The 13,104-nt window shown below is 68.9% G+C and carries 14 protein-coding genes and 1 other RNA gene; 7 read left to right on the top strand and 8 right to left on the bottom strand.

The window, feature by feature from the left end; all coding sequences use genetic code 11:
* Positions 1 to 33 precede the first annotated feature (33 nt).
* Positions 34 to 651, bottom strand: coding sequence for a recombination mediator RecR (gene recR, locus RSD66_RS02570; RefSeq protein ID WP_415288880.1), 618 nt, complete (start codon positions 649 to 651; stop codon positions 34 to 36).
* Positions 651 to 980, bottom strand: coding sequence for a YbaB/EbfC family nucleoid-associated protein (locus tag RSD66_RS02565; protein ID WP_415288879.1), 330 nt, complete (start codon positions 978 to 980; stop codon positions 651 to 653). Before RSD66_RS02565 ends, recR begins: the two co-directional genes overlap by 1 nt.
* A gap of 171 nt (positions 981 to 1,151) precedes the next feature.
* Between RSD66_RS02565 and RSD66_RS02560 the strand changes: the two genes are divergently transcribed.
* Positions 1,152 to 1,766, top strand: a complete 615-nt coding sequence (locus RSD66_RS02560; protein ID WP_415288878.1) for a malonic semialdehyde reductase — start codon at positions 1,152 to 1,154, stop codon at positions 1,764 to 1,766.
* Positions 1,767 to 1,800: 34 nt separating this feature from the next.
* On the opposite strand, the gene RSD66_RS02555 is transcribed toward RSD66_RS02560, so the two are convergent.
* The 3 genes from RSD66_RS02555 to ffs all read right to left on the bottom strand — a co-directional run bounded on the left by RSD66_RS02555 (position 1,801) and on the right by ffs (position 4,409).
* Positions 1,801 to 3,666, bottom strand: coding sequence for a DNA polymerase III subunit gamma/tau (locus RSD66_RS02555; protein ID WP_415288877.1), 1,866 nt, complete (start codon positions 3,664 to 3,666; stop codon positions 1,801 to 1,803).
* Positions 3,667 to 3,721: 55 nt separating this feature from the next.
* Entirely contained in the window at positions 3,722 to 4,111 is a 390-nt protein-coding gene (locus RSD66_RS02550) for a DUF3597 domain-containing protein (protein WP_024355097.1), read from the bottom strand.
* Positions 4,112 to 4,315: 204 nt separating this feature from the next.
* Positions 4,316 to 4,409, bottom strand: an RNA gene (gene ffs, locus RSD66_RS02545) — signal recognition particle sRNA small type.
* 71 nt (positions 4,410 to 4,480) lie between these two features.
* Between ffs and nudC the strand changes: the two genes are divergently transcribed.
* A complete protein-coding gene (gene nudC, locus RSD66_RS02540) occupies positions 4,481 to 5,398 on the top strand; it encodes an NAD(+) diphosphatase (protein WP_415288876.1) in 918 nt (305 codons plus the stop codon).
* Positions 5,399 to 5,433: 35 nt separating this feature from the next.
* Here the strand turns inward: nudC and RSD66_RS02535 are convergent, their stop codons facing one another.
* Positions 5,434 to 6,156, bottom strand: a complete 723-nt coding sequence (locus tag RSD66_RS02535; protein ID WP_415288875.1) for a 3-deoxy-manno-octulosonate cytidylyltransferase — start codon at positions 6,154 to 6,156, stop codon at positions 5,434 to 5,436.
* A gap of 148 nt (positions 6,157 to 6,304) precedes the next feature.
* Here RSD66_RS02535 and RSD66_RS02530 point away from each other — a divergent pair, with 148 nt between their 5' ends.
* Positions 6,305 to 7,006 carry a c-type cytochrome gene (locus RSD66_RS02530; RefSeq protein ID WP_415288874.1) on the top strand — a complete coding sequence of 234 codons (702 nt, stop codon included), beginning with the start codon at positions 6,305 to 6,307 and terminating at the stop codon, positions 7,004 to 7,006.
* 76 nt (positions 7,007 to 7,082) lie between these two features.
* Here the strand turns inward: RSD66_RS02530 and RSD66_RS02525 are convergent, their stop codons facing one another.
* Complete coding sequence (locus RSD66_RS02525) at positions 7,083 to 7,883, bottom strand: NlpC/P60 family protein (RefSeq protein ID WP_415288873.1); 801 nt, start codon at positions 7,881 to 7,883, stop codon at positions 7,083 to 7,085.
* A gap of 80 nt (positions 7,884 to 7,963) precedes the next feature.
* A complete protein-coding gene (locus tag RSD66_RS02520; RefSeq protein ID WP_415288872.1) occupies positions 7,964 to 9,346 on the bottom strand; it encodes a leucyl aminopeptidase family protein in 1,383 nt (460 codons plus the stop codon).
* A gap of 89 nt (positions 9,347 to 9,435) precedes the next feature.
* Here RSD66_RS02520 and RSD66_RS02515 point away from each other — a divergent pair, with 89 nt between their 5' ends.
* From RSD66_RS02515 to thrS, 4 genes are all read left to right on the top strand, one after another.
* The gene (locus RSD66_RS02515) at positions 9,436 to 10,248 is read left to right on the top strand and encodes a tetratricopeptide repeat protein (protein ID WP_415288871.1); all 813 of its coding nucleotides are present in this window, start codon (positions 9,436 to 9,438) and stop codon (positions 10,246 to 10,248) included.
* Positions 10,249 to 10,286: 38 nt separating this feature from the next.
* Entirely contained in the window at positions 10,287 to 10,757 is a 471-nt protein-coding gene (locus RSD66_RS02510; protein ID WP_415288870.1) for an iron-sulfur cluster assembly scaffold protein, read from the top strand.
* An 80-nt stretch (positions 10,758 to 10,837) separates the two neighbouring features.
* The gene (gene yidD, locus RSD66_RS02505; RefSeq protein WP_024355105.1) at positions 10,838 to 11,086 is read left to right on the top strand and encodes a membrane protein insertion efficiency factor YidD; all 249 of its coding nucleotides are present in this window, start codon (positions 10,838 to 10,840) and stop codon (positions 11,084 to 11,086) included.
* Positions 11,083 to 13,023 (top strand): threonine--tRNA ligase, encoded by a 1,941-nt coding sequence (thrS, locus tag RSD66_RS02500; protein WP_415288869.1) that lies wholly within the window; start codon positions 11,083 to 11,085, stop codon positions 13,021 to 13,023. Before yidD ends, thrS begins: the two co-directional genes overlap by 4 nt.
* Positions 13,024 to 13,104 lie beyond the last annotated feature (81 nt).

The raw sequence follows: 13,104 nt of genomic DNA, 5'->3' as shown, positions 1-13,104 counted from the left end.
GGTTGGAAGTTATCACTCCCGATGGGAGCGGCTTCAGGCCGGGCGACGCGCGCGCAGGGCCTGGATGATGGTGCCGTCGTCCAGCCAGTCCAGCTCGCCGCCGACGGGGACCCCGCGCGCCAGGGACGTGACCTGCACCCCTACCGCCGACAGGCGCTCGGCCAGGTAGTGGGCCGTGGTCTGGCCGTCGACCGTGGCGGGCAGGGCCAGAACGACTTCCCTCGCCTCGCCGCCCCCCATCTCGCCGCCTTTGACGCGGCCGATGAGTTCGGCGATGCGCAGCTGCTCGGGGCCGACGCCGTCCAGCGCCGACAGCAGGCCGCCCAGCACATGATACTTGCCGCGAAAGGCGCCCGAACGCTCCATGGCCCACAAAGCGCCGGCCTCTTCGACCACGCAGATCAGGGCGTTGTCGCGGGTCTGGTCCGAACAGACCGAGCAGGGATCGCGCGTATCGGGCGAGCCGCAGACCGAACAGTTGACGACCTTTGCCGCCGTCTCGGCCAGAGACGCCGCCAGCGGGACCAGCAGCTGCTCGCGCCGCTTCAACAGGGCCAGCGCCGCGCGCCGGGCGGAGCGCGGCCCCATGCCCGGCAGCTTGGCCAGCAGGCTGATGAGCCGTTCGATTTCCGGCCCGGCGGAGGCGGCCATCAGAAGAGTTTCGGCATTCCGGGGATGTTCATCCCGGCCATCGGCCCGGCGGCGTCGCGCATCAGGGCGTTGTTGACCTCGTCCAGCTTGCGCTTGGCGTCGGCGTGGGCCGCGACGATCAGGTCGGCCAGGATCTCGCCCTCGCCGGGGGTCATCAGGCTGTCGTCGATCTTCACCGAGGTGATCTCGCCGGGGCCTTTCAGGGCGATGGTCACAAGGCCCCCGCCGGACGTGCCCTCGGCGGTGGATTCGGCCATTTTAGCCTGGGCGTCCTGCAGCTTCTGCTGCATCGCCTGGGCCTGTTGCATCAGGGCGTTGAGATCTTTCATGCCCCTTAGATAGGGCCAAGCGCCGCGCGGCTCCAGACCCAGGCGAAGAAAGCGTCCGCCCGCCTCTGTAGATATTTCGCAGAAAATCATCGGCCGATCCCTTGACGCCTTCGCCGCCTCTCCCTAATTAGCCACACTTGAAGTTACCAATCAGTTTCTGGAGAAGCCGTAATGGCCTTTGACGCCCTTTCCACCCGTGACGTTCCGGTCGCCGACGCCGTTCTGGCCCAACTGTTCACCGAAGCGCGTACGCGCAACGGCTGGAGCGACCGGCCGGTGTCCGAAGAGCTGATCCGCAAGCTGTACGACCTGACCAAGTTCGGCCCGACGGCGGTCAACATGACCCCGGCCCGTTTCGTCTTCGTCACCTCGCCGGAAGCCAAGGCGCGTCTGTCCGTGCACATGGCCGAGGGCAACCGAGCCAAGACCCTGGCCGCGCCGGTCAACCTGATCATCGCCCAGGACATCAACTTCCACGACACCCTGCCCAAGCTGTTTCCGCATGCCCAGGGCGTCCGCGACTGGTTCCTGGACGAGGCCGGTCGGCGCGAGGCCGCCTTCCGCAACGCCTCGCTGCAGGGCGGTTATCTGACCATCGCCGCGCGGGCGCTGGGTCTGGATGTCGGTCCGATGTCAGGCTTCGACCCGGCAGGCGTGAAGGCCGAGTTCTTCCCCGACGGCAATGTCGAGCCGAACTTCATCATGAACCTGGGCTATGGCACGGACGAGAACCTGTTCCCGCGCTCGCCCCGCCTCGACTTCGAGGAAGCCGCGCAGATCCTGTAACGCCCCTCCTCCCCAGCGACTGGAGCGGAAACTATCAGTCGTCGTCGCCCGCCTCGCCGTCCTCGGGGATGGCGGGCATCTCGACGGCCGGGGCCAGGGTGACGATCTCCTTGATCTCGGCGCCGGGGAAGGCCTGCATGATCGACACGACGAAGGGGTCCGCCTCGACCGCCGCGCGGCGGGCGATGCGGGCCTTTTTCTCGACCTCGATCAGGGTCTCGCCGCCGCCCTGGCCGTTGGCGGCGATCAGCCAGGTGCGGCCGGTCCATTCCTTCAGCCGACCCGCCAGACGCCGCGCCAGATCGTGGGGCGAGCCTTCGGCCGGTTCATAGGTGATGGCGCCGGGGCGGAAGCTGACGACGCGGACGTAGCGCTCCACGTCCATCTGCAGGGTGATCTCGCGCTTCTCGCCAATCAGGGCGACCACGGCCTCGAAGCTCTGCGGATCCGGCAGGGCGGGCGCCGTCATCGGCCGCGCCGCCAGCATGGCCGAGGCGCCGCCGCCTCCACCGCCAGAACCGCCGCCGCGAGGACCGCCAGCGCCGCCGCCGGGGACGCCGCCCGACTGGATCGCCTTCAGCGCCTCTTCCGGGCCGGGCAGGTCGGCGGCGTAGGCCAGCCGCACGATGGCCATCTCCACCGCATCGGCAGGATTGGGCGCGCGCCGCACCTCGTCCAGCGCCTTCAGCAGCATCTGCCAGGTGCGCGATAGCGTCCCCGCCGAAATGGCTGCACCCAGGGCGGCCAGCTTCTGCGCCTGATCGCCGGGCAGGCGGGTGGCGTTCGGCCCCAGCATCTTGGCGACCGAGGCCGCGTGGCAGTGCTCCAGCAGGTCGTTGGCCACCTGCACCGGATCGGCGCCGTAACCATAGAGGGTGCGGAAGGTCGTCAGAGCTTCGGCCGTCTTGCCCGCCATCGTCTGTTCGAACAGGGCGATGGTCTGGGTGCGGTCGGCCAGACCCAGCATGTCGCGCACCGTGGCCGTCTCGACCACCGTACCGCGTTCAGCCTGAACCAGCGCCTGATCGAGCAGCGACAGGCCGTCGCGCACCGACCCTTCGGCCGCGCGAGAGATGAGGGCCAGGGCTTCCTGCTCGATCTTCATGCCCTCGCGCTCGGCGACGCGGCCCAGATGCCCGACCAGAACCTCAGGCTCCACGCGGCGCAGATCAAAACGCTGGCAGCGGCTGAGGATGGTCACCGGCACCTTGCGGATCTCGGTGGTGGCGAAGATGAATTTGGCGTGGGGCGGCGGCTCTTCCAGCGTCTTCAGCAGGGCGTTGAACGCCTGCGTCGACAGCATGTGGACCTCGTCCAGCACATAGACCTTGTAGCGGGCCTCGACCGGGGCGTAGCGGACGCTCTCAAGAATGTCGCGGATGTCGTTGACGCCGGTGTGCGACGCCGCGTCCATCTCCATCACGTCCATGTGCTGGCCCGCCATAATGGCGGCGTCGTGCCGCCCGTGAGCGGTCAGGGCCAGGGACGGCTTGTCGATGACATCGGTTTCGTTGTTGAGCGCCCGGGCCAGCAGGCGGGCGGTCGTCGTCTTGCCGACGCCCCGCACCCCGGTCAGCATGAAGGCGTGGGCGATCCGGCCGGTGGCGAAGGCGTTGGTCAGGGTGCGGACCATCGCCTCCTGACCGATCAGGTCTTCAAACGCGCGCGGGCGGTATTTGCGGGCCAGGACGGTGTAGGCCTCGCCCTGCGCGGGCGGCGCCTCGAACGCTTCAGGGGCGTTAACAGATGCTGGCTCAGCCTTCGTTTCAGGGGCCGGTTCAGCCGCCGCGACAGGCGGCGGGGCGCCGAACATGTCGTCGGTGTTGGGGTCGCGCTCCTCGACTTCGGGCGCGTCTTCCTCCCACGGAGGACCATCGAGACTGTGATCGGCGTCGCTCATGGTCCTGTCTTAGCGCGAAGGGGGGCTGTCGCGCACCCCCTCGCGCCAGAGAGACTCAGAGATCGGTGGGCAGTTGGCCGCCGTTGTCGCGGATCTTCTGGATCACCTGCTTGTGCAGCCAGATGTTCATGCTGGCGCTGTCCGACTTGTCGCCGGTGTAACCCAGTTCGTCGGCCAGTTCCTTGCGCTCAGCCAGCGAGGACTCCATGCCGACCAGCTTCATCAGGTCGACGATGGAGGTGCGCCAGTTCAGCTTCTGCGCGCGCTGCTCGTTCATGAAGTCCAGGATGCCGGCGACATCGACCTCGGGCGCGGGCTGGGGCGCGACGGCGGCTGCGGTGGGGGACGGCGCCGGAGTCGGGGCCGACGCTTCGGGGGCGGGGGCCGCGGGCGTCGCCTCCTTCTTCTTGAAGACGCCGCCGAGAATCTTGCCGAGAATGCTCATTCGCCTGCTCCTGAAAGGGATGAAGCCCTTTCAGCGAATGAGGCGCGCGCCGGTTCCGTGAAGCTTGGACGACGGGGTAGATGCAGACGATAGCGCGCTCAAACAGCAAGGCTCCGCGAGCCGAGCGATAGCGCACAAAAAACGCACAAACGCGCTCAAGCAGTCGATCACCGCGTGATCGACGATAGCGCGCTAAAAATCAGGAAAGGTAGAGACCGCGACCCGAAGGTGAATTCGTTGTGGCTGCTGCCTTCCGGCCCTGACCAGGTTGGCGAAGCCTTCGCCCGCGATCTCCGAGAGGGGATATGAAGGCGGACGGCGCGGGAATCAAGCCCTCCCCTGTACGCGCCGTCAGGGCTATGAAGCGGCATGCCCTATCGCAACGCCTTTTCCGGCAATCCGCTCAACCGCTCCGGCGACCTTCGCAACGACGCCGCCTGGCTGGCCGAGCAGGAAGCCAATCCCGAAGCCCTGGCCATGATCCTGTGGGAGGGTCGGCCGCTGATCGAAACCCATGAGGGCGCCGAGCGGCTGGTCTGGCTGTCGCTGGGCCATGCGCGCGATCTGGCGCGCGATCGGGATGTATTTCTGGGGCTGTGGAAGGGGGCGCCGGTCTTCGCAGCCGAGTTCGAGGGCTCCATCGACCCGACCAGCGGTCCCGCCGGAGGCCTGGGCCGCTTTGTCGAAATGCGCGAGGCGGCGGTCGTCCTGCCCGAAGCCGACGCCGCCATCGCCGCCACGGCCAAGAGCCTGTTCGACTGGCGCCGTCGTCACGGCTTCTGCGCCGCCTGCGGCAAGGCGACGGATCAGGCGTCCGGCGGATGGAAACGCGTCTGCCCGGCCTGCGGGACCGAGCATTTCCCGCGCGTCGACCCGGTTGTCATCATGCTGCCGGTCTATAAGGGCGGCGCCGAGCCGGTTTGCCTGCTGGGCCGTCAGGCGGCCTGGCCCGCCGGTCGGATGTCGGCTCTGGCGGGCTTCATGGAGCCGGGCGAAGCGATCGAGGAGGCCTGCGCCCGCGAGGTGATGGAGGAGGCCGGGCTGACGGTCTGCGACGTGCGCTACCACTCCAGCCAGCCCTGGCCCTTCCCGGCCCAGCTGATGATCGGCCTGATCGCCGAGGTCACGACCGACGAGGCCGCCCCCGACCAGACCGAGCTTGAGGCCGTCGCCTGGCTGACCAAGGCCGAGGCGCGCGCCGTTCTGGACGAGACGCACCCGACCATCCACGCCCCACCGCCCTACGCCATCGCGCGACGGCTGCTGGAAAGCTGGGCGGCGGAATAAAGCCCTTCTCCCCTTGTGGGAGAAGGACAGCAGGGTCACGCCAGCGCTCGCGCCGCCTCCAGGTCGGCTGGATTGTCCACCGACAGCGGCGCCTCGTCGATCACTGAGGCCCAGATCTGCAGCCCCATCTCCAGGGCGCGCAGCTGCTCCAGCTTCTCGCGCTTCTCCAGCGGCGACGGCGGGGCGGCGCAGAAGCGGGTCAGGGCCTGGCGGCGATAGCCGTAGATGCCGACGTGGCGCCAGACGGAACCCTCGCCGTAGAGTGTCGAACGGGTGAAGTAGAGGGCGCGGCCGCTGGTCCCGTTCTCCGGCAGGGCCAGCACCGCCTTGACCACATCGGGATTGGCGCGGTCCGACACGTCCGCCTCGGCCGCGACCAGGGTGGCGATGTCGCAGGCTGATTCGCGCGCCAGCAGCTCGGCGCAGGCCTGAGCCAGCCCCGGCGAGGCGAAGGGCATGTCGCCCTGAATGTTGATGACCACCTCATGCACGCCGTCAGGATCGACCGCCTGGGCCGCCGCCAGAATGCGGTCCGAACCGCTGGGCAGATCTGGATCAGTCAGCACCGCCTCCCCGCCCGCCGCCTGAACCGCCGCGACGATTTCAGGGTCGCCCGCCGCCACGGCGACGCGGAAGCCGGACAGGCTGGCCTGCTCCCAGGCGCGCACGATCATGGGTTTGCCGCCGATGTCGGCCAGGGGCTTGCCGGGCAAACGGGTCGCAGCCATGCGAGCGGGTATCATTATCAGGGGTTTCATGGTCGCCAAGCGCCTTGAAAACGCCCGGAAACGTCCGGGCCGGTTGCGAAGGTCGCGCTAGCGTGTAAGAGACGCCCACGCAAGAATATGCCTGAGCGCCGCTCTGCGGTCGGGGGGCTCATCTAGAGACGGGATGCGACGACGCGGAATGAGCGGCGATCTGAAGTGGAACAAGATTATGGGCGCGTGCCTGGGCACCGCCTTTGCGATCCTGGTGGTCCAGCAGGTTTCGGGCATGGTCTACCACACCAAACAGCCCGAAAAGATGGGCTACTTCGTCGACGCGCCGGATGAATCGGCTGCGGGTGCGGCTGAAGAAGTGCTGCCGATCGACTGGGGCACGGTCCTGCCGACCGCCGACCTAGCCGCCGGTGAAGCCGCTTTCGCGCGCTGCCAGGCCTGTCACACGGTGAACTCGGGCGGCGCCGACGGCATCGGCCCGAACCTGTTCGCCGTGGTCGGCGGCCCCGCGATGCACCGCGCAGGCTTCGCCTATTCGGACGCCATGGCCAAACACAAGGCCGAAGCCCCGAACTGGAACTATGACGAACTGGATCACTTCATCAACGCCCCGGGCCGCTATGTGCCGGGCACCAAGATGTCGTTCGCCGGCATCCGTGATGAGAAGACCCGCATCAACCTGATCGCCTGGCTGCGCACGCAGGGCTCGGGCGGCTACGCCATCCCGGCGCCGGACCCCGCACGCCAACCGGGCGCCGCCGCCCCGGCCGAGGGCGAGGCCCCGGCTGCTGAAGGCGACGCCGCGACCGAAGCCGGTTCGGCTCCGGCTGACGCCCCGGCCGCCGACGCGCCTGCGACCCAGGCGACGAACCCGGCGCCGCAAGCCTGAGGCTGACGGACAGGACAGACGACGGAAAGGCGGCCTTCGGGGCCGCCTTTCTTCGTTTCGGGGATCAGGTTGAGGCTCAGACCCGGCGGAAAATCGCGGAGGCCAAGCCGTCAGCGGTCAGGCGCGCCTCGACCTCGGCCAAGGCCTCGATCACCACCCCGCCGCGCGCGCCCGTGGAGTGGATGATGCGCTCGGCGTCGATCATCAGAGCGGAATGGCCGGTCCAGTCGCCCTCGGCCGAGGACAGCCAGATCACAAGATCGCCGCGCCTGGCCTCGTTTCGATCCACGGCTCGGCCCAGCTCAGCCTGATCGGCCGCACGGCGCGGACCGGGCAGGCCGCAGGCGAAGAGGGCCTGCTGCACCAGCCCCGAACAGTCGGTCTCGACAGAGGAGCGGGCGCCCAAAGCATGAGGTCGGCCCACCAGACGCTCGGCCACGGCGACCAGGTCGCGCTCGAACGCGCCGACGGATTCCAGGTCAGTCTCGGCCAGATCGTGCGCATCGTCGCCAATCAGGGCGTTCAACGGCAGGCTGGCGGAAACAGAAGCCACGCGGCGCGACGCAAGCGGCGCGCCCGGAGCCAGCGCCGCCAGCGCGACCCAACCGACCACGCCATCGCGGCGCGCCCGGCCCCATGCGCGATCCTCGCGACGTTCCAGAACATCGAAGGCTTCGCCGAACAGCAGCTGGTCGATGCGCTGGCCGTCGTCCGCGACGATATCGGCGAGCGGCAGGCGGCAATGGAAGGGGTCGGTCCGGCGATAGGCCTCAGCCCTCATCAGCCCTTCCAGCGCCTGTTCGGCCAGCACCACACGGTCCCCGTCCCGCAGGATCAGGGGCGCGCCAGGCGGCAAAAGGGCCAGAACATCAGTCAAGCGGCGGTCTCTGGACGGCTCGGACAAATCGAACCGCTGACCCTAGGCGCCGATCCCAAAGGGGGCGTTAACAGCCTTGGCTATTTGACGAATTTGTCGCTGAGGTAGCGGAAACAGGCGCGCAAGCCTTGCGCCTCTCCGCCCTCGGGCCAGCCGGGCCGGGCGCGCGGATTCCAGGCGAAGACGTCCATGTGGGCCCAGCTGCCGGTCGTCGGCGCGAACTTCTGCAGGAACAGGGCCGCCGTCACCGATCCGGCCTGGGCCCAGGCGGCGGAATCGTTACGAACGTCGGCGATCTCGCTGTCGAGAGAGGCGCGGTAGCCCGACCACAACGGCATCCGCCACAGAGGATCGCCCACGGCGCGGCCCGCCCTCAGGACGCCCTCGGCCAGGGCGTCGTCGTCGGTGTAGAGCGGCGGCAGTTCGGGCCCCAGCGCGATGCGGGCCGCGCCGGTCAGGGTGGCGAAGTCCAGCGTCAGGTCCGGCTCATGCTCGCCCGCCCGCGTGAGGATGTCGGCCAGGATCAGGCGTCCTTCGGCATCGGTGTTGCCGATCTCGATGGTCAGGCCCTTGCGGCTCGACAGAATGTCGCCCGGCCGGAAGGCGTCGGCCGACACCGCGTTCTCCACCGCCGCGACCAGCACCACCAGCCGTACCGGCAGATCGGCCTGCATGATCAGGCGACCCAGCGCCAGGGCGTGGGCGGCGCCGCCCATGTCCTTCTTCATGTTGCGCATCCCCGCGGCGCCCTTGAGGTCCAGACCGCCGGTGTCGAACACCACCCCCTTGCCGACCAGGGCCACCAGCGGCAGGTCCGCATTGTCCAGGTTCCAGCCGATCTCCAGCACGCGCGGGGCGCGGTGCGGAGCGGCGGCGCGGCCGACGGCGTGAACAGCCGGATAGTTCTCTTCGAGCAGGGCGTCGCCGGTCGTGACGGTCAGGCTGGCGCCCGCACCCTCGGCGATCTCGCGCGCGATGGTTTCCAGTTGCAGCGGCCCCATGTCGGCGGCGGGGGTGTCAACCATCTCTCGCGTCAGGGCGCAGGCGGCGGCGATGTTCAGCGTCGCCGTCAGGTCGAGCCCTTCCGGCGCGACCAGACGCGCGCGGCCACGCTCAGGCCGGGCCTTATAGCGGTCGAACAGATAGCCCCCCAAGGCAAAGGCCAGCGCCGCCGAATGCGCGCCCTCGCCCTCGACGCCCTCCAGTCGCCAGTCCCCTTCAGGCAGCCGCGTCGGCAGGCCGCGCGCCGTCATGGGGTCAAAGGCCTCGCCCACGCCGAACAGGGCGAGTTCCGGCGCGCCGTCGGCCCCCGGCACGACCAGCAGTTGTCCCGCCTTGCCGGTAAAGCCGTTGGCCTCGGCCCAGACGGCGATACGCCCCTCCAGCGCCGCGCCCGCCTTGACGATGCGGACCGGGCGCGCGGTCTCGGCGGCGGCGATCAGCAGTTCGGACTGAGGGGACATGGGGCGACCTTTCCGACGCTTAACGTCGATTAACCAAACCTTGACCCGTCGGCGCGACCCTAGGGGCTGAACCGCCACGGACCCCTTCCATGTCGCGCAACGCCGTCCTCGCCGCAACCGTCAGCCTGACGCTTCTGGCCCTCGCCGCCCCGGCCCTGAGCCAGACTGAGCTCGCCGTCCGCGCCCCTGCCGACGCCGTGACGCGCGCGGGCTATGACCGCGCCGACGCCCTCAGCCGGTCGGTCTTCTGGACCAATGAGCAGCAGCTCAACCCGATGGACCCCGTCGCTGGGGTCAAGCTGTCGCAGGCCCTGCGCGAACTGGGCCAGTTCGACCGCGCCGCCGAGACGGCCCAGGGAGTGCTGGTCGTCCAGCCCGCCAATGTCGAAGCCATGCTGGAGGTCGGGCGCGCCCACATCGCGCGCGGTCAGGCCTTCTACGGCATCGCCGCGCTGGAGCAGGCGAAGGCGGCGGCGCCGCGCGACTGGCGGCCCCTGTCGCTTCTGGGCGTAGCCTATCAGCAGGTACGCCGCCCCGACGACGCCCGCGCCGCGTGGAACGAGGCCCTGCGCCTGTCGCCCGACAACGCCGATGTCCTGACCAACGCCGCCATCGCCCGCATCGGCGAGGGGGATGCGCCCTCGGCCGAAATCCTGCTGCGCCGCGCCGCGAGCCAGCCGAGCGCCGGGCTGCAGGTGCGCCAGAACCTGGCCCTGGCGCTGGGCCTGCAGGGCAAGACCGCCGAGGCCGAAGCCATCCTGCGCCGCGACCTGCCGCCCGAGGCCGCCGACCAGAACCTGCGCTGGCTGGCCGCGCGGATGCGGCCGGGTCAGGTGCCCTCCCCCGCCCTCACTGAGGCGTCGCCGACGGCGCGCACATGGTCCTCTCTGCAGGGCGGATGACCCTTCTCTAAAGCCGCCGCAGCGCCTATCTTCATACCGTGATCGACGACCTCTACAGCGCGCGCATCCTGTCGCTGGCGGCCAACCTGCCGCACAGCGGGCGCCTGCCTGCGCCCGAAGGCTCGGCCGAACGGGTCGCCAAACTGTGCGGGTCGAAGGCGATCGTCGACGTTGTGCTGGACGCCGACGGCCGCGTCAGCGACTTCGCCCAGACGGTCAAGGCCTGCGCCCTGGGCCAGGCGGCGGCGGGCGTGGTCGGGGAAAACATCCTCGGCGCCTCGGTTCAGGAGATCGAGGCCGCGCGCGACGCCATGTCGGCCATGCTGAAATCCGGCGCAGAAGGCCCCGAGGGCCGCTTCGAAGGCTTGCGCGTCCTGAAGCAGGTCGCCGACTACCCCGCCCGCCACGCCTCGACCATGGTGGCGCTTGAAGCGACGCTGGACGCCGTCAGACAGGCGTTGGCGAAACACCACACCGATACGCGAACTCGCCTCGCCGGCGCGGCCTGAACGGCGCGTCGGTTGATCCCCCTGCTGTGAAGAGGGATAAGCGCGACGAACCCGAAACAGAGCCCCCGGCGAAGGGACAGATGTCTCTCTACGAACGCAGCGTCCGCGCGGCCCATCGGGGCTATAAGCTGACGCTGTCCCCCCTGATCGGCCAGCAGTGCCGGTTCATGCCGACCTGTTCGGATTACGGGCGCGACGCCCTGATCCGGCACGGTCCGGTGCGGGGGGGATGGCTCACCGTGCGGCGCCTCTGTAAATGCCATCCCTTCGGCGGTTCGGGCTATGATCCCGTCCCGCCCGCCAAGACCGAAAAAGAACGACCGTCATGATCGAACTGAAATTCCCCGACGGCGCCGTGCGTCAGTATCCGGCCGGCTCGACGGGCCGCGACGTGGCCGCCGCCATCTCGCCCTCTCTGGCCAAGAAGGCGGCCCTGGTCGTCTGGAACGGCGAGCAGCGCGACCTGGACCGCGTCATCGACGGGAACGGCGACTTCCGCCTGCTGATGCGCGACGATCCCGAGGCGCTGGAGACCATCCGTCACGACGCCGCCCACGTGCTGGCCCAGGCGGTGCAGGAACTCTTCCCCGGCACTCAGGTGACGATCGGCCCGGCCATCGAGGACGGCTTCTATTACGACTTCGCCCGCGACGAGCCTTTCTCGACCGACGACTTCCCCAAGATCGAGAAGAAGATGGCCGAGATCATCGACCGGGGGGCCCCGCTGGAGCGTCAGGTCTGGAACCGCGACGAGGCCATCGCCCACTTCGAGACGCTCGGCGAAACCTATAAGGCCGAACTGATCCGCGACCTGCCGGGCAGCGAGACGATCACCGTCTACAAGCAGGGCGAATGGGCCGACCTGTGCCGCGGGCCGCACTTCCCGACGACCAAGTTCGTGGGCAAGGCCTTCAAGCTGACCAAGCTGGCAGGCGCCTATTGGCGCGGCGATTCCAGCCGCGCCCAGCTGCAGCGCATCTACGGCACGGCCTGGGCGACCAAGGAGGATCTGGACGCCTATCTGCTGCGCATCGAAGAGGCCGAGAAGCGCGACCACCGCAAGCTGGGCCGCGCCATGGAGCTCTTCCACATGCAGGAAGAGGGCCGGGGCATGGTCTTCTGGCACCCCAAGGGCTGGGTGCTTTGGCGCGTGCTGGAAGCCTATATGCGCCGCCGTCTGGACGCCGCCGGATACGTCGAGGTCAAGACGCCGCAGGTGCTGGACCGGAAGTTCTGGGAGGCCTCGGGCCACTGGGACAAGTACCGCGCCAATATGTTCGTCTGCGAGACGGTCGAGGGCGAGACGCTCAGCCTCAAGCCGATGAACTGCCCCGGTCACGTGCAGATCTTCGATCAGGGCCAGCGGTCCTATCGCGAACTGCCGCTGCGCATGGCCGAGTTCGGCGCCTGCCACCGCTATGAGCCGTCGGGCTCGCTGCACGGCCTGATGCGGGTGCGCGGCTTCACCCAGGACGACGCCCACATCTTCTGCCGCGAGGACCAGATCGTCGAGGAGACGGCCGAGTTCATCAAGCTGGCCTATTCGGTCCACGCCGACCTGGGCATGGAGACCAAATACATCAGCCTCGGCACCCGCCCCGAGCTGCGCGCCGGCACCGAGGAATTCTGGGACAAGGCCGAGGCCCAGATGCTGGAAGCCGCCCGCGCCGCCGGAACCGAGCCGGTCGTCACCGAGGGCGACGGCGCCTTCTACGCGCCCAAGCTGGACTTCATCGTCAAGGACGCCATCGGCCGCGAATGGACCTGCGGCACGATCCAGCTGGACTATGTCCTGCCCGAACGTCTGGACGCGACCTACATCGCCGAGGATGGTCAGAAGCACCGCCCGGTCATGCTGCACCGCGCGATCCTCGGCTCGTTCGAGCGCTTCATCGGCATCATGATCGAGAACTACGCCGGGGCCTTCCCGTTGTGGCTGGCGCCGACGCAGGCCGTGGTGGCGACCATCACGTCCGACGCCGACGGCTATGCCGAAGAGGTTCTGGCGAAGTTCCGGGCGGCGGGTCTGCGCACCGAGATCGACCTGCGCAACGAGAAGATCAACTACAAGATCCGCGAACACTCGGTCGCCAAGGTGCCCGCCATCGCCGTGGTCGGCCGCAAGGAGGCCGAGGAAGGCAAGGTCGCCATCCGCCGCTTCGGCTCGCAGGCCCAGACCATCGTCACGGTCGAGGAAGCCATCGCCCTGCTGACGGACGAGGCCTTGGCGCCGGACCTGAAGCGCATCCGCGACGGCCAGGCCTGATACCGCCTGCCTCCTCCCCCCTTCGTGGGGGAGGAGATGGTCGCGTCGGGTCGAGAAGGCGGAGCTTTCTGACCGCGACCC

The sequence above is a fragment of the Brevundimonas sp. S1H14 genome, assembly GCF_047716865.1.
In the GTDB taxonomy this organism is placed as follows: Bacteria; Pseudomonadota; Alphaproteobacteria; order Caulobacterales; family Caulobacteraceae; genus Brevundimonas; species Brevundimonas naejangsanensis.
The sequence above is the reverse complement of the archived record's forward strand: the minus strand, read 5'-3'. Positions and strand labels throughout refer to the sequence as shown.